Source organism: Streptomyces flavofungini (assembly GCF_030388665.1).
In the GTDB taxonomy this organism is placed as follows: domain Bacteria; phylum Actinomycetota; class Actinomycetes; order Streptomycetales; family Streptomycetaceae; genus Streptomyces; species Streptomyces flavofungini_A.
In genome coordinates this window covers 927,638-948,333 of the sequence record NZ_CP128846.1, presented here as the reverse complement: position 1 = coordinate 948,333, position 20,696 = coordinate 927,638, and the positions used below count along the sequence as shown (strand labels likewise).

The following is a 20,696-nucleotide window of genomic DNA, read 5'->3' as shown; positions in this document are numbered from 1 at the left end:
TGGCGGGGGGCATCTCGTCCCCATCCCGGAGCCCGGCCTCCTGCATGAATCGGGCGACGCCGCGGATGTCGTACGCCCGGCCGAGGGTCGTGCCGTCGATCCGGATCCGTCGGCCGCCCTCTTCGTCGGGCGGGTAGATCACTACGGGTTTGTGGAAGCCAAGGCACCATCGTGCAGTTGGGGCCCGGGGTGAGCGCCCGTTGGGATACTCCGGTGGCTTCTCGCTCTTCGCACGCAACGGCAAGGCCCAAGGGCGTTGGGCCTTGCCGTCCGGACATCTCAGCCGTCGCTCTCCAGCGAGCGGTGCAAGATGTCTCGCTCCCGTGCGGACTGGCCGCGTGGGTCCTTGGTTACAACGGGCGCCTCTGTTGGAGGAGCCGAGCGCAACTGCGCTCCGTATAGGTCGCAGGAGCTCAGGGTGCGCGGTGGCATGGGCGGTGCGGGCCAGCACTGGATCATGTAGTGCTCGGTGATCTCGTCTGGGGTCAGGTCGATGGCTGTGTCGCGACCCCGGGCATGGATACGCAGCCGGTGATGACCGGATCCACCGGTGGCGAGGGAGGGCAGTTCAACCTCCAGGTCGTCCATGAGCGCGCCGACCACCACCTCGCCCGAGGGGCTATGGATCGACAGTTCCGCAACCTCCTGCCAGAGGCCGGAGTCGGCCTGCGGGGCACTGCCGTAGGCGGCAACGGTGACTTGTACATCTCCGCTGCGAATACCGGTGTGGATCTCTACCCGACCGTCGCTGAGGGCGGTCACACCGTTAGCGGACACGTCCAGGTCTTCGTCCGCTACCGGCCCTTCAGGGTCGAAGATCAGGAACTGGTGGTACTCCACGGGAACGGGCCCGCTGGCGGTGTGTACGAGGTCGCTCACTGCCGATCCCTCACGCTCGTCAGGGCTTGATCCAGACCAGGAAGCGGTCCTTCTCAATGATCCGGTTGTAGGTGTAGAAGTTGTTGAGGGCAGATCCGCCCTTGCTGTTCTGCCGCGCGTTGATCATTCGGCGGCTAAAGTCTCCGCCGCCAGTGCTAGGGCGCGTATCGAGTGGTGATCAATCTGTGGGATCCGCTCTCGCGGCGGGGTCTGGTCCGGTAGATCTTCTTGCGTGACGCGAGTGCAACTGACGGATGCAGAGTGGGAGTTCATCGGGCCGTACCTGCCGATCGGCGAGTACGGCCCGTACCCCGAGCGGCTCCGGCAGCAGTTCGAGGGTGTGATCTGGCGGTTCAAGACCGGCGGGCAGTGGCGGGAGATGCCGCAGGAGTTCGGCGCCTGGTCGACCGTGCACAACCGCTTCCGGCAGTGGCGGGACGCCGGCGTCTTCGAGGCGCTGCTGGAGGGCCTGATTGCGGAAGCGGCGAAGCGGGGTGAGGTGGACCTGTCCCTGGTCAGTATCGACTCCACCACCGCGCGGGCACACCACGATGCCGCCGGGATGCACCTGGGCAAGGACGTCATCACTGCGCTGGAGAAGGCTGCCGCCGAGGAGGAGAAGGCCAGGTCAAAGGGGGCAGCCTCGAAGAACAAAGCGGGCAGGACGTCAAAGCAGATCCCGAGCGGGAGGAGCGGCGACGCATCCGACGTCGGCGAAGAGTCCGCCTGAAGGCCGCTCTCCTCGGGCGCTCCAGGGGCGGGCAGACCAGCAAGGTCCATCTGGCCGCCGACCGCAAGTGCCGCCCGCTGGCGTTTGTGCTGACCGTGGGCCAGGCCGCGGACAGTCCGCAGTTCATCCCCGTGCTCAAGAAGTTACGGGTTCGCGGCCCCGTCGGCCGCCCCCGCACCCGGCCGGACGCGGTCACCGGAGACAAGGCCTACTCGTCTCGCGGCAACCGGGCCCACCTGCGCCGACGCGGCATCAAGGCAGTGATCCCGGTGAAGAAGGACCAGGCCTCCAACCGAAAGAAGAAAGGCTCCGGGGGCGGTCGACCCGTCAGCCACGACGCCGCCCTCTACAAGGAGAGGAACACCGTCGAGCGCCTGATCAACAAGCTCAAGGCCTGGCGAGGCATCGCCACCCGATACGACAAGACCCCGGACAGCTACCTCGCCGGCCTCCACCTACGAGCCTCCATGATCTGGATCAAAGACCTCACCCGGACCACTAATTGATCACAACTCGATACGCGCCCTAGCACCCTGCCAAGTCGAGGCGAACGGGTACTCACCACAACTCTTGCCGGGCGGACGCGGCAGGCTCGGCGGACACGCCTTCTTCTGGTTTGCCTTGCGTTTTCCTTGTTCGTCAGCCGAGTCAGGAACCGGTTGGTGCCGTGTTTGCCCGGCAACGCAGTGTCGCAGCGCACGTCAGACGTGCTCAGTTCCAGTGAATTCGACGAGCCCCAGCCGGGGTTGGTGAACTTGGTCTTGATGACAGCGCGTCCGCTGCCCTGCTGACCCGGCCTTGCCGTGTTGATCGTGGTGTCCACGAAAAACTGCCCGTAAGGCGATTTCGTACGGCTGATGGTCTGCGAGGGGAAACACCGGCTAAGAGCAAACGTCTCAGTCGCATATCTCTCCCCGCAGGCAGTGATGGATGGCGCCGGAGTGACATGCGATGTCGCCGCCACCCGCGGTGAGTTAATCAGTCGTGACCACGAGCGCCTAGGGAGCGGGACGCCAGATCATGGGCAGCTCCAGCCAACTCGATTAACTGAAAGCAAATGCGGTGCGCCGCCTTGCCTCTCTCTGTGCCAAGCACCTGGGCCTGACTCATGTGCTTCAGCAACTGGTCCGAATAGCCGGGTGTCGCCCTTGCTGCTCCAGTGAGACCCGTGCATCGTGAGGTGCGCAGGTCACGGGTCCGGTGTGCGGGACGATCGGGATACTCACGCTGACCCTGGGCCGGTTCTATGGAACTGGTGGTCGCCGAACGGACGTTGGCCCGGCTGGCCGAGCAGAACCGAGCCAAGGGGGAGGCCGCCCCTGCTGTGACGCCGGCTCCCGCCCGGGTGGAGGGCCGGACAGTGCTGCTGATCGGGCACCGCAGTGAGAATCCGGACGAGAGCGCTCTGCCCAAGGACTACCGCACCATCCTGCAGCTTGTGCGGGACGCGGACGGGCCGGTGCAGGTGCGGGCGGTCGGTGAACGGCTGGGCCCGGACGCCTCGGTACGCGGCATGCTGGAGCCGCTGCGGGCGAAGCTGAACAGGCTCGCCGGCGGCGGCGTCGATCGAGGCCAGGACCTTCACGTTCCGATCCAAGTCGGCCTGCATTCGGGCTTTTTCGGTCTTGTGGTTGCGGCCGATCGACCCGATGAAGACCTGTTTGGTCCGCACGCTCTCGGCCCACACGGGGCGGTGGCGGGGATGGCAGGTGGCCTGCGGGGAGCGGGCGGATCGCACATGCCCGCCAGCGGCTTCGTCGCGTTCGGGGTGCCGGCCAGGCTCAGGCACAACGCCTGGAGGGGGCGATGAACCAGCAGTAGTTCGCCACCCCCAGGTGTAGGACGCCGGCGACCTCGGCGCGGAGGGCTCTCACCTCCTGGTCGCTGCCGACGACCGTGGGGTCCTACGTGGCAGCGCGGGCCAGCTTCCCGTCGACGCTGGCGAAGAAGCTGATCAGACGGGACGGGTGACCTGCCGGTGCTTGCGTCACGAGTCAGCGTGGACAGGCAGGTGAAGGGTCCGAGCCAGGCACTGAATGCTCTCGTCCACACGTTGCAGGTGTCGCAGGACCCGTCGCGTGGCGTTGACGTCTTCGGGACGTGCCCCGCCCTCGCTCACTGCGAGCTGGGCGGGAATCCCGAGACCGCGTACGAGCGTGGTGTCGCCTTCGCCCTGGACGGCTACCTGGCTGATCAGGGTCGCGAGGTTGCGGTCGATGCGGCATGCCTCGTTCACGAGGCGCGGATCGGCGCCGATGCGGAGCGCTGCCGGCACGAGTTCGGCGGTGGCAGCCAGGCTGCGGGTGTGGAAGGCCGCCGTCTCCAGCAGCCCCAGCACGGAGAGCGCGGTGCGCCGCCGGGACCGCAACGGGCTGAACGGGGTGATCAGCGGCTGCACCGACAGGCGCAGGTTGTCCAGGGCCGAATCCAGCGCGCGGGCCGAAGCCGGCAGGTCCGCGCCGGACTCGCCGCCCAACTGGGCCAGCGAGCGGGAGAGTACCGCGCGCAGCCGCTCCAGCGCGTCGCGCAGCAACTGGTCCGTGCGTTCCCGGGTGCGCACCGGCAGCACGAGCAGAGCGGCAATCAGCCCGCACGCGATCCCCAGCACGGTCTCCTCGATCCGCACTACCAGCACGCCCGGGGTGAGGGTGTGGAGCAGCGCGTACAGCATGCCAATCATCGTGGTGACGAAGAAGGACATCAATGTGTAGGACACCGCGATCGTGTAGTACATCCCGAACACGCTGAGGACCGCCAGGGCGAAGGCCAGCCAGGAGGTGTTGCCTATCAGGGAGGCGAGGGCGAGTCCGGCGACGACACCCACTACCGTGCCGAGCAGGCGCCGGTATCCTCTGACCAGGATCTCGCCGGTGGATGTGGTGCTGATGAACACCACCCAGCACGTGAACACCGCCCAGTACCAGCGCTCGGGTGCGAGGAGTTCGCCACCGACGATGGCCAGCGCCGATCCGGTCGAGACCTGGAGCGCGGTCCTGGTTGTGGGGCGGACGCGGGTGTCCTGCTGCTTCGGTGTGGCGTCCTTCGCCACGCCCGAGTCCTCCGCTGTGAACTGCGCGCGTGACCGTGCCGCCTCGGGAGTGGCGTGTACTGGCGGGGCTTCCTCATCGGCGGCTGAGCGCAGGCCGGGCAGGGCGTGGGCGAAGTCACCGACCGTGCGGAAGATGTCTTGCATCGCCGGGGACGCGTCGGGCAGTTGCTCGTCACGGCGGTAGCCGAGGAGTCGGTTGCGCACCGCGGCGTGACCGGCTCCCGTCGGCTGCAGTGGTTCCGGACCGATCGCCGCGCGCAGCGCGCGCAGCTCCGAGATCAGCACGGGCAGTGTCGCCGCGTCGCGGGTGTCGATGGCGGATCCGGCGGGGCGGAGCTGCGTCCGGTGCGGGGTCGGGGTGTCGATGTCGGCGCCGGGCCACAGGACCCGCAGGACGAGGACGGCCAGTCGCTCCGCGGCCGTCTCCGTTTCCGCCACGCGGCGCTGGGTCGCGGTGGTGGTGCGCTCGTCGGGCGTGCCGGTGCCCAGCCGGTTCTGGATCATCATCGCGGCCGTGTGCAGGCGGGCCGTGGACCGGTACAGGTCGTCGACCGCCCGCTCGGCGCGCGGCGCCTGCGATCCGCCCTCGGCCACATCGATCAGCGCGTCGAGCATCAGCGCCAGGCGCAGCCGGAAGGCCCGCTGCAGCCGTTTCAGCGTCCTCCCCGGCGGCGAGCGCAGGATGGCGAACCGGACCAGTGCCGAGCTGGTGAAGGCCACCAGTACGGCGAGGGACAGCTGGGGCAACTGCTCCACGCAGGTTTCGACGAACTGGGTCACGAAGAAGAGCTGGAAGGCGAAGATGCCCAGCGTGGTCGCGCGTGGACCAAGGCGCCGGATGTAGATGGCGGCGAAGATCAGCAGTACGAACACCACGTCCGCCGCCACCCGGTACGGTGCCAGCGCGCTGCCGGCCGCCAGGACCGCCAGGGCGACCAGCACCCCCGTCGCGAGGGTCAGCGCCTGGTCGCGCGGCCGGGGTTCGGTGACCGCGGCTGCGCTGACCATCGCCGTGAGGGCACCCGTCACCAGGATCGGCACCGGGGCATCCAGCGCCGCGAGGCTGCCGAGCGTCAGCAGGACCGTGCAGACCGTGCCGAGCGCGGACAGCATCCGGATCAGTCCGGGATCGGATGCCAAGAACCGATCGTGAGCGTCCGCCAATCGCGTCCGTACCCGCTGCATACCCCAGCTGCTTTCCTCGCCGTACCGGTGGTGAGTGTGTTACGCCGACGGCTTGTCGAGTGCGGTCAGAAAGTCGTCAACGCTGGTCACGTTGTGGGAGACCATGGTCAGGCCGCGCATCATCGCCTGGTACGTGACCAGGCCGCCGGGAGCGGCTATCGCGTCGGTGAACGCGGTGACGTGATAGCCGCGCTCCATCGCGGTGCGGGCGGTGGACTCCACGGCCATGATCCCGGAGACCCCGGCGATCGCCAGGTAGTCGATGTCGCGCTGGCGCAGCTGGAATTCGAGGTCGGTGTGCTGGAGCACGTCGAGGCCCTTGTGCGGCGCGAGGATCACGTCGCCCGGCTGGGGCGCCAGTTCCTCGTGGAACTCGGTGTGCCAGGTACCGGCCTCGAACATCCGCTTGTCGAACATCTGCCGGTGAATCCCGGAGACGTGCCGCCACGTCGAGTAGTCCTCATCGGTGAAGGCGGTCGTCGAGTAGAAGACGGGAATGTCTTCGTGCCGCCGCACCCCGGCGATGAGCTTCTTCAGGCTGTTGATCGTGCCCAGTCGGTCGTACTCCGGCGCGTAGATGGGGTATGCCTTGCCGTCCTTCGAGAAGTTCTCGTTCACGAGGTCGACGAGCAGCAGTCCCACCCGGCCGCGTTCGTAGTCACTTGCCATGGCTGTCCTCCAGCGTGGAAATCGTCAGCGGCGGATCCCGGTGTCAGGGATTCGCAGTTACAAGCAATGACTGTAACGTAAATGCCCTTCTGGTGCGAGCCACGTTGTTGTTCGGCTTGGAGGTGCGTCGAGCCCCGGGGCACGGCGGGCTTATCGCTTGAGGGCGGCTTGCCGCAGGGGCCAGCCCACGTCGCCCCGACAACAGCCTGGAGGGATCGGGAGAGGCGAACGCGCCGCTGGGCGGCCAGCAGGTGAACGAACGGGCATCAGGCAGTGGCCGTGGAGGTCCCGTCGAAGTGGTGACCAACCCCACGTTCACCCCCTGAAGTGCCGCGCCTCACCGCTCTCCCGCTGCGGCCGCCGTACCGGTCGCAGCGGGGGTCGCTTCTCAGGAGCTCGGCCGTCTCAGACCCTCGCGAGCGGACGAGTCGGGCCGCCCCGGCCTCGCGGGCCGTACGGGCTTCACAGGGACCTCACACCAGGCCGTGCTGCCAGGCACGGGCGGCCACTTCGACGCGGTTACGGGCGCCGAGTTTGCGCTGGATGCTGCCGAGATGGGTCTTCACCGTGGAGAGGGTGACATAGAGAGCGGCGGCGACCTCGTCGTTGGTCAGGCCCGTGGCGACCATGGCGAGGACCTCCTGCTCGCGGGGGGTGAGGGGTTCGTGGAGCGGGGGTGCGCCCTGCCCGGATCGGCCACGGCGCGCTGCCGACGGGGAGGACATGTGCTGCAGGAGCCTGACGGTGACGGAGGGGGAGATGAGTGAGTCGCCGACGGCGGCGGCACGGACGGCTTCGATCAGGAGGGCCGGTGAGCAGTCCTTGAGGACGAACCCGCAGGCTCCGTGGTGCAGCGCGGTGTAGACGTACTCGTCGAGATCGAAGGTGGTGGCGATGACCACCTTGAGCGGCTGTTCAGCCTCCGGGCCGGCCAGGAGGCGGGTGGCTTCGAGGCCGTCCATGCCCGGCATGCGGATGTCCAGCAGGCAGACATCGGGGCGCAGCCGACGGGCATCGGCCACGGCCGCAGTGCCGTCCGCGACCTCGGCGACGACCTCGATGTCCGGCTGGGAGTCGAGGATCATCCGGTACGCGGCGCGCACGGTGACTTGGTCGTCGGCGAGCAGGACGCGGATGGTCATGGGGGCCATCGTGCCAGGGGTCAGGACGGGCCGGGGGCCGTGTGGTGGCCGACGGGGATCTCGGCGGCGACCTGCCAGCCGCCGGCCGGTGAGGGGCCCGCGGTCAGGTTTCCGCCCAGGGCGTGGACGCGCTCGCGCAGCCCGGTGATGCCGAATCCGCCGGAGCCGGGGCGCGGTGGCGGGGCGTCAGAGGGCTGGGCGGCATGGTCGCTCACGCAGACCGTGAGTGCCCCCGCGTCCGCGGAAAGGCGCACGTCGATGGTCACGATGTCGGCCTGAGCGGCGTGCTTGCGGATGTTGGTCAACGCTTCCCGGACGACGTGGTACGCGGTGGAGGAGATGTGATCGGCCGGCGGGGCGGCGAGCAGCCGGGGATCGAGAGTGAGGCAGACGTCGGGGCCCGAGGCGCGCAGGGAGTCGGCCAGGTCGTGCAGGCTGTGCAGGCCCTGGGGGACGTGCAGAGGGGCTGAGCGGTCCGGCTGGCGCAGTAGGCCGACCATGGCCCGCATGGAGTCGGTGGCCTGCACGGCGGCGTCCTCGATGTTCGCCAGCGCCTGGTCCAGGGCCTGTGGGGTGGGCGGGTGCCCGGCGGCCGTGGTGAAGCGCACGGCTTTGACCTGCGCGGTGATGGCGGTGACGTGGTGGCCGACGAAGTCGTGCAGTTCGCGGGCGTACTCCAGGCGTTGGGCGTTGAGGCGGGCGTTCTTCTCCCGCTCCCGTGTGGCGTCGAGCAGGCGCAGGTACAGGCCGAGGACGACCACCACGGGGAGGGCGAGGAGCAGGAGAGGCAGGCCGTACTTGGCCGCCGTGACGTGCTCGGTACCGGGCAGGCGCAGCAGCACCAGCGGGGCGGCGAGCCAGGCGGCGGAGGCGAGCGGGATCATCCGGGCCGGGGGCTCATGGCGCACCGTGCGGGCAACGAGCAGCAGCAGCATGACCATCTCCGCCATGCCGGGGGTGTGCTCCGGGCGGTGCGGCAGCTGGGCGGTGAGCAGGGACAGGGCCGCGGAGGCGGTGACCGCACTCCACCCGGTACGGGACAGATGCTCGGGCGGTGCGAGCAGCGCGGCCAGGCACAGCAGGCCGACGGCGATGGTGGCGGCCGTCGTGGGCACAAAGCCGGTGTCCAGCGCCTCGGCGGTGATCGCTGCCAGGGTGAGTGCGGTGATGCCGAGGACCAGGCCAGGACGGGCGGGAGCCCAGGAGGCGAGGACGGCGCGGGCCGGGAAGGCGGTCATGGCGGCTCACGCTACGCTCGCTCACCGCGGGGCAGCCTCCGCCGTTTGACCGAGACGCCCGCACGGCTCGCCCGGCAGCTCTCGGTCATCTGGTCGATCCGCGCAGCCCGCCCCGCCCCGCAAGGATCGTCGACGTTGAACTGTCGCCCATCCGCAGGGGTTCGCATGAGCAGGGGCTCGTATGAGCAGGGGTTCGTATGAGCTGGGATCGCAGCATCCTGATCGCACCGAGCACACCGAAACCGACCGCCGCCCGTGCCCAGGGCCTGAGCGGAACGTAGGGGAGCGGCGAGGCGCGGGCGGTGGCACTGGATACGGTCGATGTGGAGTGCGGCCAGGGCCGGTTCGCCGCCGTCCACCGGCCCTCTCAGCCCGCATGTTCCGGGCGCTGCGGTGGGACGACGGGGCAGGTCAGCCGCACTCACATAGGCGGTGGGGGCCGGTCAGCCGCGCAGGGTGCGGGCCCGGGCCTCGCGCTGTGCCGACACCTCTTGGCGGTTGGCGGCCATCTCCTGAAGGGCGCGAGCGCGCTGGGCGGGGGCGAGACGGTCGATGTAGAGGGTGCCGCTGAGGTGGTCGCTCTCGTGCTGGAAGCACCTGGCGAGCAAGCCCTGGCCCTCGAGGACGAGGGCGTTGCCGTCCTTGTCCTGGCCGTGCACGACCGTACGCGCGGCCCGGGGACTTCGTGGAGCCCGCCGCCGGACACCGAGAGGCAGCCCTCCTTGCCCGCGGCGGGCTCTGCGGGCTGCTGGATGTCGATGACGGGGTTGCCGATGTGGCCCATGTGGCGCTGTCCGTCCTCGCCGGGGCAGTCGTAGGCGCGTGGGCCGCGGTGGTGTTCGCTGTTCCCCAGGGGGCGGTGCCGCTCATGCTGCTGATGCCGCTGCCCACCGAGGGCTGCGGTTGCGCCGCTGGCCTGCCGGGCCCGATGGCGGCGTCTCAGTGGGTGTGGTCCAGCCAGGGGGCCTCAGGGTGGGCCAGGAGCTGGTCCATGCGCGCGCGGCTGTCCTCGTCGGCGGGGGTCCACACGGTGACGATGGTTTCGGCTACGGCGGGCAGCTCCATGCGTGTCAGGGACAGCGACAGCTCGCCGACCGCGGCGTGGTGGTAGGTCATGGTCTGGGTCGGCGGTGCCCCGACGTCGTGCGTGGCCCACAGCCGGGTGAATTCCGGGCTGGCGGTGGCCAGTGCGCGGATCAGGTCGGTCCAGGCCGGGTCGTCGAGGTGGTGGGCGAAGTCGGCGCGGAACGAGGCGACCATGTGGGGCAGGCCGACGTCGCGGTTGACGAACTGGCGGCAGCACTCGGGGGTGGTGAACATCTCCCACAGGACGTTGCGGGAGCTCTCGGGCGCGGTGAGCCGTGGCCACAGCGCGGCGGCCGCCGTGTTCCAGCCCAGCAAGTCCCAGCGGGTGTTGATGGCCGCGGCGGGGAAGCCGGTGATGGCGTCGAGGATCGCCTGCAGGGTGGGGGTGATCGTGTCGGCGGTGGTGGCCACCGCGGGGATGGGTACCTCGGCCAGGCGGTAGAGGTGGGCGCGTTCGGCGGCGTCCAGGCGCAGGGTGGTGGCGATGGCGTCGAGGATCTGCGCGCCGACGTTGATGGGACGTCCCTGTTCGAGCCAGGTGTACCAGGTGATGGAGACTCCGGCCAGGTGGGCGACCTCTTCGCGGCGCAGTCCTGGTATCCGGCGGCGCAATCCTGGTGCCATGCCGACCGCTGCGGGGGTGAGGCGGTCGCGGCGGCTGCGCAGGAACGCGGCGAGTTCGGTGCGGCGGGGGGTGGGGGCGGAGTTCACCCACCCATCATCAGCCACGCCCCACGCCGGTTGCCAGGTGCTGCTGGCACCAGCGTTAGCAGCGTCTTGGTAGGGGTGTCACCGCGGCGACAAGGTGGCTCTGCGACACCCGCTCCGGCAAGAACTTGGAGGTCTGCGCTGTGCGTGCCGCGTCGTTTCCGATGCGTTTCACCGTCCGCAGTGAGGAGCCCGCCACCCGGGAACACATGCTGCCCCCACCGGACGGCACCCTCGCCGCCGAGGTGCGCAACGTCAGCGTGCCGCTGGGCATGGGGACTTGGCGCCCGGCCGACCCGGCGCGCGGTGCGGGCGCGCACCACCCGTCCCGCGCTGCTGGGGCCGGCGTGATCACGCCCCCGATGCCCGCCGCGCAGGCCCTCAACCCGCGGAGTACGCCATGAAACACCCTCTGGGACTGATCGACCACGGCTTCGTGCCGCGCAAGCTCACCGTCAGCTATGTGGCCCTCTGCGCCGGCGCGGTCGACATCGCGGGGCTGCGTACCGCGTTCGGTCTGCTGTGCGACAAGTATCCGATGCTGCGCGGCACGATAGAGACGACCGGCGAGCAGTGCTGGCTGCACATCGACGACGACGGCGCCAGCAACGCGGCCACCGAGGTCGTCCAGGGCACGGTCACCGACTGGCTCGAGGGCGGCCTGGCGGTCCTGGATCCCTCGCGCGGCCTGGCGAAACTCACCATCGTGACCGAGGGCGGGCAGACCGCGGTCGCCCTGCAGGTGTCTCACGCGATCAACGACGCCACGCTGGGGACGGCGCTGCTGGAGTACTTCTGGCACGCAGCCGCCGCTCTGGCCGGGACCGCCGCATTCCCCGATCCGGACCCGGTCCACCCGCGCAGCCTCGAACATGCCTACCGTGCCCGCTCCATGCCTCTGCCCGACCTCGCCGTGGCGGCCGCGGGCGCGGTGCACAGCACCCCCACGGCCGACATCGGGAGCGGCGCGGCTTTCGCTCCCGAGCCGGCGCAGCGCATCACCCTGTCGCGGGCCGACACCGCCGCCCTGCTCGCCCACGCGCGGGCATCGGGGACGACCCTGCACGCCCTGCTGGCCGCGGCGATCATCCGCGCCGAACGCGCGACGCTCCCTGAATCGGCCGGTGCCGCAGCCGAACTACCGATGATCATGTTCCATCTCGTGGACCTGCGCCCCCACCTGCGCCCCGTTGCGCGCCCCGACGAGGTCACCAATGCCCTGGGATTCGCGCCCACGGTCACCGCGTGCGGCCCCGCCTCGGATCTGGATGTCCTGGCCAAGGAGGCGAAGGCACAGATCGTCGCCGGGATCGAGAGCGGCAGCGCGCTCGCGGTGATGCGGGCCGCGGCGTCGGCGGCCGCGCAGGGCAGCGCGCGCACCGGGGTCGGGAACTTCATCACCAACTGGGGCCCGGTGCCCGAGCTCGCTGTGCCGCCGGGGATCGAGATCGTCGACTTCCGGGGCTTCGCCACCTCCGAGGCGGTGACCTGGGTCGGCTATTTCGTCTCCACCTTCAGCGGGCGGTGCAGCATCGAACTGGCCTGTTCCCCGCGCTACCACCGTCCCGCGAAGACAGCGCACCTGCGCGAGCGCATCGTCGCGGGCCTGGCCGAACTGGCCCACCCGGCCCCGCACCCACCCGTTCCCAGCACCGAGGCGCCCGGCAGCGTGGCGCTCCTGGACAAGGCAGGCCCTTCCCGATGACGGTCACCGCGCCCCCTCCTGCGGCCGCCCAAGCCCGCCCGTCCGGTCCGTCCGCACGCGTGGTCATCACCACGCTCCTGGCAACGACCTTCCTGGTCAAAGCCTGCGGATTTGCCTACGACTTCCTCGGCTACTCCATCGGCGCCGCGCACGGCACGACCGCCGCCGGCGCCGCGTTGACGATCTTCGGGGTCGGCTGGTGTGTCGGACAGCTGGTCAGCGGGGCGATGACCGACCGGATCGGAGCCCGTGCCGCGTGCACGGCGGGACTGCTGCTGGCCGCTCTCGTGTGCGCCGGGCTCGCCGTGGCCAGCAGCCTGCACGCCCTGATGCTGCTCGCCTTCTGCCTGGGCTGCACCATGGACGTCCACCGGCCGGCCGTCTCCGCGCAGATCAACGACCGCCTCACCCATGAGGGAGCACGCACCCGCGCCCAGGGCTGGGTCTACTGGGTATCGAACGTGGGCCTCTCGCTGAGCTCCGGCGTCGGCGGCTTCATCGCCCACGCCCACGGCTACCGGCTCCTGTTCGCCCTCAACGCCGTTGCCTGCGTGGCCGCAGCCCTCCTGGTGCGCGCCATGCTGACCGGCCGGCCCAGCACGCCCCGGACCGAACGCCAGCACGAGCACGCCACCTACGCACAGATCGCCGCCGACCTCCGGCTGCGCTGGATGGTCGCTGCGGCCATCGCGGCGACGACCTGCGCCTACGGCCTGATCAGCGTCCTGCCCCTGGTCATGAGCGAGGACCACCTCGCCCCGTCCGCCTACGGCACCGCCATGCTCGCCAACTCCGCTGCGGTCCTGCTGCTCGGTCCGCCGCTGACCCGCCTGCTGGTCGGTCCCGACGACCGCGTCCGCTACCCCATCGGCCCGGTGTTCGCCGCCGGCAGCCTGATCCTGGGCGCCGCCATGGCACTGGCGGCCTTGCAGCACACAACCGTGGGCTACACCACCGCAGCAGTGCTCATGGTGCCCGGCGAGATCTGCTACAGCGTCGCCGTCGGCGCCTTTGTCGCCACGGCCGCCCCGCCCGGCGCCAGCGGCCGCTACCAGGCCGCCCTCAGTGTCGCGGGCGCGATCGCCTCGCTCACTCCGCTCGGCATCGCCGGCGCCCTGACCGCGGGAGGCCGCCCCCTGGTCGCGGGCCTGCTGGTGACCAGCGCCGTCCTGGGCGCCCTGGCCTGCGTGCCGCTCTCCCGAACCCTGCGCACCTCCCCCACTTCAGCGCCGGCCTAGCACCGCCACCTGCCCACCTGCCCACCTGCCCACCTGACCCCGCGACAGCCCGCATCCCTACGCCCACAGCGCCACGAGAGGAACAGCACCATGAAGGTAGCGATCGTCGACGGATACTCCACCGGGGCGACGCTGGCCAGGCGACTGGCCCGAGCGGGGGCCGACTGCGTCCACGTACGCAGCCAGCCGGACATCGGCGCCTTCCTCCTGCGCTCGTTCAGCCCCGGCGACTACGTCCTGGATCTGGGCTTCACCGGCGACTTCACCAGCCTTGCGCGGGAACTCACCCACCTGCGCGTCGCCCGCGTTGTGGCCGGCACCGAGACCGGCGTCGTGCTGGCGGAGACCCTCGCGAGCGCGCTGGGACTGCCGACGAACGACCCCGCGCTGGTCGCGGCACGCCGCGACAAGTCCCTCATGCAGCAGGCGGTCCAGGCCGCGGGCCTTGCGACCCCGCAGACCACCGTCGCCCGCTCCGCCCGCGCCGCAGCCGACTGGTACGCCGTCTGGGACCTGGCGGAGGCGGTGGTCAAGCCCCTGGCCAGTGCGGGCACCGACGGCGTGACGTTCTGTGGCTCGGCCGAGGAGGTCGGCCAGGCCGCCACCGCCGTCCTGGGGACCGTCAACCTCTTCGGCGAGCCCAACGACGCCGTGCTCGTCCAGGAACGCCTGCGCGGAACCGAGTACTGCGTCAACACGGTCTCCGCGGGCGGTGAGCACCACGTCGCCGAGATCTGGCGCTACACCAAACGCCTCGGCCCGTCCGCCGCCCCCATCTACGACTTCCAGGAACCCGTCGATGCCGCCGGCACCGACGGCAAGGTACTCGTCGCCTACGTCCGGGAGGTCCTGGACGCGCTCGGCATCACCGAGACGCCCGCCCATACCGAGGTCATGCTCACCGACCGAGGGCCGGTCCTCATCGAGACCGGCGCCCGCCTGGGCGGAGGCACCGGGCCCGACGTGGTGGACGCCTACCTCGGGGTATCCCAGACCGCCTTGGCGGTCACCGCCACGATGGATCCCGCATCCCTGCACACCCGCACCACCCACGATGCGGGCCGGCAGCCGGTGCTGCGGTGGGTCGACTTCATCAACCACCACCCCGGCCCGGCCAATCCCGACGCCCTCACCAAGATCGCGGAACTGCCCAGCGTCGTCGCCGTCTTCCCCGGCTTCGCCCCGCGCCAGTACCTCGCCGCCACCACCAGCCTGCCCACCTCTCCCGGGTTCGCCTACCTCGCGGCCCCCACCTCGCAAGAGCTGATCGAGGACTACGACACCCTGCGCGCCTGGGAGCGCGAAGGCATCTACACAAGCTGCCGCTGAGGCACCGCCGGGCCGGCCTCGACACCGACGGCAGCGGCCATCCCCTGAGCCGGGAAGCCCCCTCAACAACGCGACGAAGAAGGATCATGAACAAGGCCACTGCCCACGAGAACCACACCGTCTCGGTGCTGCAACGGCTCTCACAGCGAGGCGAGCGTGACGCGATCGTCGCGGGAGCGCGGCGCATCAGCGGCACCGGGGCCGTCACGACGGTCCTGTGCTTCGCCTCGGCGCTGCGACGCAGGGGAGTGGCGGAGGGAGACGGGACGGCGGTGCCCGTGGGTCACCTCGGCGAGCTGTACGTGCACAGCCCCACGGTCATGGAGGGCTACGGGAACGATCCGGAAGCCACCGCCGAAGTCCTGGACGGGGAAGGCCGGTTCCGCAGCGGCGACATCGCCCGCCAGGACGAAAGCGGCTACCTGTATCCGGTCGACCGCGCGGGACATCGTGACCGGCCGCACCGCCGACAACGTCCACTCCCGCCTGCTCGACGACTTCCTCGCCGCGCACCCCGCCTCAAGGATGCCGCCGCCATCGGCCTGCCCGGCGAGGATGACAAGGAGAGGGGGGAACGTGGTCCTGGTGCTCCGCGCCCCTGCCCGTGCCCCCGACCCCGCACAGCTGCCCTGCGAGATCGTCGACGCCTTCGGTGACCTCTATACGCCGGCCTCCTGCCCGATCGCTGATTCCCCTGCCCCGCCGCGCTGGTGCTCGCAGGCGTCGGCCACGATCCGCCCCTCTCTACGACCTCGCGTACTCCTGCGCGATTCCTTTCCCGGTTCCGGGACATCACTGAAACCCCGTCACAGCTCCGAGCGTCGCCGGTGCGCGGCTCACCGCGCACCGGCGCCCCCTGCAATCAGAAGAGAGGCATCATGACCAGCTCGCTCGCCCCTACCGAACCGGCCCGGGCGGGCCATTGGCCCGGGGCGGACCGGATCCGCCGTATGGCGCAGGCCGCGGCAGCGGACACCGAGCGGCACCGGCGTCTGGCACCGGACGTGATCAAGGCACTTCGTGACGTGGGGCTGATGCGGTGCGCAGCGCCCGCCAGTCTCGGGGCCCCGCAGGCACCACCCGCCGACGCCCTCGCCGGCGCCGAGACCATGGCCCAGGGTGACGCCGCCACCGGCTGGTGTGTCTCCATCGCCATGACCACCAGCCTGCTCGCGGCCTACCTGCCGGCGGACGGCGCGGCCGAGATCTTCGGTGATCCGCGCTCGATCGCGGCAGGCGTGTGGGCGCCGCGGGGAACGGCCCGGCCCGTCGACGGTGGGCTGGTCGTCTCCGGGCGCTGGTCGTTCGCCAGCGGCATCAGGCATGCGGACTACTTCTTCGGCGGTTGCCTCGTGGACGACGGCCGGGGTGAGGAGGGCAGCATGCGGGCGAGGCGCTCCGTCGGGATCCCGACCGCGCAGCTGCGGATCCTCGACGACACCTGGCAGACGTCCGGACTGCGCGGAACGGGTAGTCACGATGTCGTGGCCGAGGACGTGTTCGTTCCCACGCACCGCACGCTGTCGCTGTCCGACGGTCCGGTGATCGACGCACCGCTCTACCGGTTCCCGGTCTTTGGGTACTTCGCCCTGGCTGTCGCCGCAGCGGCGCTGGGCAATGCCCGCGGGGCCATCGATGACCTGCTCGATCTCGCGGGCCGCAAGGTTCCGGACGGTGCACGGCGCACGCTCGGCGAGAAGGCGGTGACGCAGGCTGCGGTCGCACAGGCGGAAGCCTCGCTACGCGCCGCACGCGCCCTGTTCTACGCGGCCACCGAGGACGCCTGGCGCGCCGCGAGCACCGGCGACGCGGTCACGGTGGACCTGCGCACCGGGCTGCGACTGGCGGCAACACACGCCGCGCGCACATCCGCAGACGTCGTTCGGTCCATGTACGACCTCGGCGGCGGATCGGCCATCTACGACGACTCGCCGTTGCAGCGCCGCTTTCGGGACGCGGCCGCCGCCACCGCCCACATCCAGGTCAGCCCGTCCACCTGGGAGACGACCGGCCGCATCCTGCTCGGCCTCCCGACCCAGACGGACCGGTTGTGAGGTACGTGCCGGTCAGCCCTGGATCGCGGGCCTGATCAGCACAGCCGCCGAGGAGCGCTGATCGCGGATGCCGCCGCGCGCCCTTCACCCCGATCCACGACGGCCCTGATGGATGCCCCTGTCTCACGGCTGCTGCGCCCGCCGGGCCCCCGCAGCCGGACTGACCTTGACCCTCCCGCGTCCCGTGGGAGCCCGACCCGATGGAGGCTGCTCGTGCTCGTCTGCCTGGATGGTGGGCCACAGCACGGCCACGACCCGGTCCGCGTGATCGGCCGGGGTGCCCGCTCCGGTTTGCAGGTAGTCGCCGAAGTAGCTGCCGAAGCAGAGGGCGACCACGGTTTCGAGATCGGCGTCCTTGCGCACCGCACCGGCCTCCTGCAGTTGCTGCAGGGTTTCCCTCAGCTCTGCGCAGCGCGGCTTGTTGCCGTGCTCGCGCATCTGCTCGAACAGGGCCGGCTCGCGCTCGGCTTCGCCCATGAAGTTGCCGTGCAGCGCCATCGCCCGCTCGTTGTGGTAGCGGGGGTCCAGGCGCCTCACGGCCTCGGTGAACGCCTCCACGGGCGCCATCCCGTCCACGTCCAGGGGAGGGTAGGCCGCGCGCTGCTTCTGCAAGCCGTAGTGGAGCGCGTCCACCACCAACTCGTGCTTGTTCGGCCAGCGCCGGTACAGGGTGGGGCGCGTCACGCCGGCGTCCGCCACCACGTCGCCGATCGTCATCCGCGTGTACCCGTCGGTGGCCAGGCGCTTGCGCGTGGCCTCAAGGATCGCCTCCTCGATCGCCGGGTCCCGGGGCCTGCCGCCGGGATGCGGTGTGCGCGCTGGTTCCGGCGCGGGTGTCGGTGCCCCGGCCTTGCGTCGCGGTCGTTGTGCACGGCCGACGCCTGTCTGGTCCTTGCTGCTCACAGCGTGTTGTCCCTCCTGGTGTGGCATCCACACTAGCCAGCTCCGGTCCTCCCTGGAGCAATTTAGTTCCATTGATTGACTGTAACGAAACTTGTGGTGCATGGTTGTCCCGCCGGACAGCGCGCCACATGGGCAAAGGGCCCTGGCCCTCGCCCACCCTCCCCAGGCCGGGAGCGGGACAGCCGCACCCGGTGATCCCTTCACGGCACCTGCCGAGCACGGCACCTGCCGGACGAAAAACGCAAGGAATCTCATGAGCACTGAAAAGCACACGGGTCGCACTGGTGCCGCTGTCGGTACGGCCGCCGCGGCGCTCCTCGCCTCGCTGGCACCGTCGCCCGCCGTGGCGCAGGACCAGGAGAGCGCGGCGGCCAAGCCGACCGTGGTGCTGGTCCACGGGGCCTTCGCCGACGCCTCCGGCTGGATGGAGACCGCCTCCCGGCTGCGCCACAAGGGCTTCAAGGTCCAGGCAGTAGCCAACCCGCTGCGCGGCCTGGACTACGACACGGCGTACCTGCAGGGCACACTCAAGGGCATCGAGGGTCCGAAGATCCTCGTCGGCCACTCCTACGGGGGCGCCGTGATCACCAACGCGGCCGCCGAGATCCCCGACGTCAAGGCGCTGGTCTACGTCGCCGCCTTCGCCCCCGATGCGGGCGAGACGCTGGGCGCCCTGCTGGAGCGGCACCCGGACCCGGGCGTCCCGCCGCTGCCGCAGCATGCCTTCCAGTTCACCCGGCCCGACGGGAGCACCGGCACCGAGGTCATGCTCGACCCGGCCGAGTTCGCCGACGCATTCGCCGCCGACGTGCCCCCGAAGACCGCGGCCCTGATGGCCGCCTCCCAGCGGCCCATCGCAGCAGAGGCTTTCGGCCAGCCGGCCCGGCAGGCCGCCTGGAAGACCATCCCGTCCTGGGCGCTGGTGGCCACGAAGGACCACGCCATCGCCCCGAGCCTGGAGCGCTTCATGGCCCAGCGGGCCGATGCCCACATCACCGAGGTCAACAGCTCCCACGCGGTCATGGTCAGCAATCCCCACGTCGTCGCCGATGTGATCAACCAGGCGTACCGCGCCACCCGTTGACCTCCGACTCCGCGCGGTGGCATTCCCCGGCGGCCGCGCGGACGGCGTCCGCCCGGTGGCCCCCACCCCACGGCCACCGGGCGGGCAGCCCCTCGCCCGGCCCATCTGACGCTGCACACGTCCGCCCCGCGGCGGACCGAGAAATCCGAGAAATTAGAGGAACCCATGTCTCTGCTCGACCCTGCTCTGTGCGCCCTGCTCGACCCCGCTCTCTGGTCCGGAAAGATCAACATCGACGGCTGGCAGGACGCCTCCGGCGGCAAGACGGCCGTCATCAACCCCTCGACCGGTGACACCCTGGAGCACATCGGATCCGCTGGCGCGCGCGACATCGCCCGCGCCGCCTCCCGCGCCGCCGAGGCTCAGCGTGCCTGGGCCGCCACCCCGCACACCGAGCGTGCCGCCATCCTGCGGCGGGCCGGTGACCTGTTCGCCGCGGCCGCACCGGAGATCCAGGACTGGCTGATCCGCGAGAGCGGCGGCACCCGGGCCCGGGCCGTCTTCGAGACGGACCAGGCCGTGCAGGAGTGCTACGAGGCGGCCGTGCTGTGCTCGCACCCGATCGGGGAGGTCATGCCGTCCAGCGAGCCGCGCCTGAGCATGACCCGCCGGATGCCCGCCGGCGTCGTCGGCGTCATCTCGCCGTTCAACGTGCCGCTGATCCTGGCGATCCGGTCCGTCGCCCCGGCCCTGGCGCTGGGCAACGCCGTGGTCCTGAAGCCGGACCCGCGCACCGCGGTGAGCGGCGGCGTCACCATCATGCGGATCTTCGAGGAGGCGGGCCTGCCGCCGGGCGTGCTCACCCTGGCCCCCGGCGGTGCCGAAGCCGGTATCGCGCTGGTCGATGACCCGCATGTGCGCGTCATCTCCTTCACCGGATCCACCGGGGCCGGCCGCAACGTCGGCGAGGCGGCGGCCCGCGGCCTCAAGCGGGCCCACCTCGAACTGGGCGGCAACAACCCGATGATCGTGCTCCCGGACGCCGACCTGGACCACGCCGTGGCCACGGTCGCCTGGGGCGCCTTCTTCAACCAGGGCCAGGTCTGCATGGCCACCGGACGCATCCTCGTCCACGCCGATATCGCCGAGGACTTCACCGCGCGTCTGGTCGCCAAGGCCGAGCAGCTCACCGTCGGCGACCCCGCCGCCTCCGATGTCGACCTCGGCCCCCTCATCAACGCCCACCAGCGGGATGTCATCCACGCCCAGGTCACCGCCAGCATCGCCGCTGGCGCCCGCCTGCTGGCCGGTGGCACCTACGACCACCTCTTCTACCGCCCCACCGTCCTGGTCGACGTGCCCGATGACGCGCCTGCCTACGCGGAGGAGGTCTTCGGCCCGGTCGTGCCCATCCGCACGTTCACCACTCTGGACGAGGCCGCGCAGCTGGCCGCCGATGACGAATACGGTCTCTCGCTCGGCATCCTCACCCGCGACGTCATGACCGGCCTGGAGCTGGCCGAGCGCATCCCGAGCGGCCTGGTGCACATCAACGACCAGACCATCAACGACGATGCCCGCATCCCCTTCGGCGGGGTGGGCTGGTCCGGCACCGGCGCCCGCTTCGGCGGCGAGGCCAACATCGACGCCTTCACCGAGACCCGCTGGATCACCGTCCGCGGCTCCCAGCCGGTCTACCCGATCTGACCCACCCCACCCGGCCCGGCACCGTCCCTGGTGCCGGGCCGCCCACCCGC

General features: G+C 70.6%; 17 protein-coding genes and 1 pseudogene. 9 read left to right on the top strand and 9 right to left on the bottom strand.

Annotated features, from left to right (window positions below; all coding sequences use genetic code 11):
• Positions 1–279: 279 nt before the first annotated feature.
• Positions 280–879, bottom strand: coding sequence for a hypothetical protein (locus QUY26_RS04115; RefSeq protein WP_289943728.1), 600 nt, complete (start codon positions 877–879; stop codon positions 280–282).
• A 232-nt stretch (positions 880–1,111) separates the two neighbouring features.
• On the opposite strand from QUY26_RS04115, the pseudogene QUY26_RS04110 reads away from it, so the two are divergent.
• A pseudogene (locus QUY26_RS04110) lies at positions 1,112–2,115 on the top strand (IS5 family transposase).
• Here QUY26_RS04110 and QUY26_RS41095 read toward each other — a convergent pair.
• Positions 2,116–2,304 (bottom strand): NucA/NucB deoxyribonuclease domain-containing protein, encoded by a 189-nt coding sequence (locus QUY26_RS41095; protein WP_436840480.1) that lies wholly within the window; start codon positions 2,302–2,304, stop codon positions 2,116–2,118. It abuts the pseudogene before it with no gap.
• Positions 2,305–2,855: 551 nt separating this feature from the next.
• Here QUY26_RS41095 and QUY26_RS04105 point away from each other — a divergent pair.
• Entirely contained in the window at positions 2,856–3,419 is a 564-nt protein-coding gene (locus QUY26_RS04105) for a hypothetical protein (RefSeq protein WP_289943727.1), read from the top strand.
• Positions 3,420–3,596: 177 nt separating this feature from the next.
• Here the strand turns inward: QUY26_RS04105 and QUY26_RS04100 are convergent, their stop codons facing one another.
• The 6 genes from QUY26_RS04100 to QUY26_RS04075 form a co-directional block, all read right to left on the bottom strand.
• Positions 3,597–5,843 (bottom strand): FUSC family protein, encoded by a 2,247-nt coding sequence (locus tag QUY26_RS04100; protein WP_289943726.1) that lies wholly within the window; start codon positions 5,841–5,843, stop codon positions 3,597–3,599.
• A gap of 39 nt (positions 5,844–5,882) precedes the next feature.
• On the bottom strand, positions 5,883–6,512 hold the full coding sequence (locus tag QUY26_RS04095; protein ID WP_289943725.1) for a cysteine hydrolase family protein: 630 nt from the start codon (positions 6,510–6,512) through the stop codon (positions 5,883–5,885).
• Positions 6,513–6,985: 473 nt separating this feature from the next.
• The gene (locus tag QUY26_RS04090) at positions 6,986–7,663 is read right to left on the bottom strand and encodes a response regulator transcription factor (RefSeq protein WP_436840262.1); all 678 of its coding nucleotides are present in this window, start codon (positions 7,661–7,663) and stop codon (positions 6,986–6,988) included.
• An 11-nt stretch (positions 7,664–7,674) separates the two neighbouring features.
• Positions 7,675–8,892 (bottom strand): sensor histidine kinase, encoded by a 1,218-nt coding sequence (locus tag QUY26_RS04085; protein ID WP_289943723.1) that lies wholly within the window; start codon positions 8,890–8,892, stop codon positions 7,675–7,677.
• A gap of 443 nt (positions 8,893–9,335) precedes the next feature.
• Complete coding sequence (locus QUY26_RS04080; protein ID WP_436840479.1) at positions 9,336–9,608, bottom strand: peptide deformylase; 273 nt, start codon at positions 9,606–9,608, stop codon at positions 9,336–9,338.
• Between the two features lie 223 nt (positions 9,609–9,831).
• The gene (locus QUY26_RS04075; RefSeq protein WP_289943721.1) at positions 9,832–10,689 is read right to left on the bottom strand and encodes a helix-turn-helix transcriptional regulator; all 858 of its coding nucleotides are present in this window, start codon (positions 10,687–10,689) and stop codon (positions 9,832–9,834) included.
• Between the two features lie 161 nt (positions 10,690–10,850).
• Between QUY26_RS04075 and QUY26_RS04070 the strand changes: the two genes are divergently transcribed.
• The 5 genes from QUY26_RS04070 (at position 10,851) to QUY26_RS04045 (ending at position 17,012) form a co-directional block, all read left to right on the top strand.
• Positions 10,851–11,090 carry a hypothetical protein gene (locus QUY26_RS04070; protein WP_289943720.1) on the top strand — a complete coding sequence of 80 codons (240 nt, stop codon included), beginning with the start codon at positions 10,851–10,853 and terminating at the stop codon, positions 11,088–11,090.
• The gene (locus QUY26_RS04065; RefSeq protein ID WP_289943719.1) at positions 11,087–12,391 is read left to right on the top strand and encodes a phthiocerol/phthiodiolone dimycocerosyl transferase family protein; all 1,305 of its coding nucleotides are present in this window, start codon (positions 11,087–11,089) and stop codon (positions 12,389–12,391) included. The genes QUY26_RS04070 and QUY26_RS04065 overlap by 4 nt, the downstream gene beginning before the upstream one ends.
• Before the next feature lie 59 nt (positions 12,392–12,450).
• The gene (locus QUY26_RS04060) at positions 12,451–13,629 is read left to right on the top strand and encodes an MFS transporter (protein WP_289943718.1); all 1,179 of its coding nucleotides are present in this window, start codon (positions 12,451–12,453) and stop codon (positions 13,627–13,629) included.
• Between the two features lie 90 nt (positions 13,630–13,719).
• Positions 13,720–14,958, top strand: a complete 1,239-nt coding sequence (locus QUY26_RS04055; protein ID WP_289943717.1) for an ATP-grasp domain-containing protein — start codon at positions 13,720–13,722, stop codon at positions 14,956–14,958.
• An 878-nt stretch (positions 14,959–15,836) separates the two neighbouring features.
• A complete protein-coding gene (locus QUY26_RS04045) occupies positions 15,837–17,012 on the top strand; it encodes an acyl-CoA dehydrogenase family protein (RefSeq protein ID WP_289943716.1) in 1,176 nt (391 codons plus the stop codon).
• A gap of 123 nt (positions 17,013–17,135) precedes the next feature.
• Here QUY26_RS04045 and QUY26_RS04040 read toward each other — a convergent pair whose 3' ends face one another.
• A complete protein-coding gene (locus QUY26_RS04040; protein WP_289943715.1) occupies positions 17,136–17,915 on the bottom strand; it encodes a TetR/AcrR family transcriptional regulator in 780 nt (259 codons plus the stop codon).
• A gap of 253 nt (positions 17,916–18,168) precedes the next feature.
• Between QUY26_RS04040 and QUY26_RS04035 the strand changes: the two genes are divergently transcribed.
• Complete coding sequence (locus QUY26_RS04035; RefSeq protein WP_289943714.1) at positions 18,169–18,999, top strand: alpha/beta fold hydrolase; 831 nt, start codon at positions 18,169–18,171, stop codon at positions 18,997–18,999.
• Positions 19,000–19,164: 165 nt separating this feature from the next.
• A complete protein-coding gene (locus QUY26_RS04030; RefSeq protein ID WP_289943713.1) occupies positions 19,165–20,646 on the top strand; it encodes an aldehyde dehydrogenase family protein in 1,482 nt (493 codons plus the stop codon).
• The last annotated feature ends 50 nt before the right edge of the window (positions 20,647–20,696 follow it).

Bases quoted from the DNA above. Each gene is read 5' to 3' on its own strand.
- QUY26_RS04030 (WP_289943713.1), top strand. From the start codon at position 19,165: ATGTCTCTGCTCGACCCTGCTCTGTGCGCCCTGCTCGACCCCGCTCTC.
- QUY26_RS04105 (WP_289943727.1), top strand. From the start codon at position 2,856: ATGGAACTGGTGGTCGCCGAACGGACGTTGGCCCGGCTGGCCGAGCAG.
- QUY26_RS04065 (WP_289943719.1), top strand. From the start codon at position 11,087: ATGAAACACCCTCTGGGACTGATCGACCACGGCTTCGTGCCGCGCAAG.
- QUY26_RS04095 (WP_289943725.1), bottom strand. From the start codon at position 6,512: ATGGCAAGTGACTACGAACGCGGCCGGGTGGGACTGCTGCTCGTCGAC.
- QUY26_RS04100 (WP_289943726.1), bottom strand. From the start codon at position 5,843: ATGCAGCGGGTACGGACGCGATTGGCGGACGCTCACGATCGGTTCTTG.
- QUY26_RS04085 (WP_289943723.1), bottom strand. From the start codon at position 8,892: ATGACCGCCTTCCCGGCCCGCGCCGTCCTCGCCTCCTGGGCTCCCGCC.
- QUY26_RS04035 (WP_289943714.1), top strand. From the start codon at position 18,169: ATGAGCACTGAAAAGCACACGGGTCGCACTGGTGCCGCTGTCGGTACG.
- QUY26_RS04055 (WP_289943717.1), top strand. From the start codon at position 13,720: ATGAAGGTAGCGATCGTCGACGGATACTCCACCGGGGCGACGCTGGCC.
- QUY26_RS04070 (WP_289943720.1), top strand. From the start codon at position 10,851: ATGCGTTTCACCGTCCGCAGTGAGGAGCCCGCCACCCGGGAACACATG.
- QUY26_RS04090 (WP_436840262.1), bottom strand. From the start codon at position 7,663: ATGGCCCCCATGACCATCCGCGTCCTGCTCGCCGACGACCAAGTCACC.
- QUY26_RS04045 (WP_289943716.1), top strand. From the start codon at position 15,837: ATGACCAGCTCGCTCGCCCCTACCGAACCGGCCCGGGCGGGCCATTGG.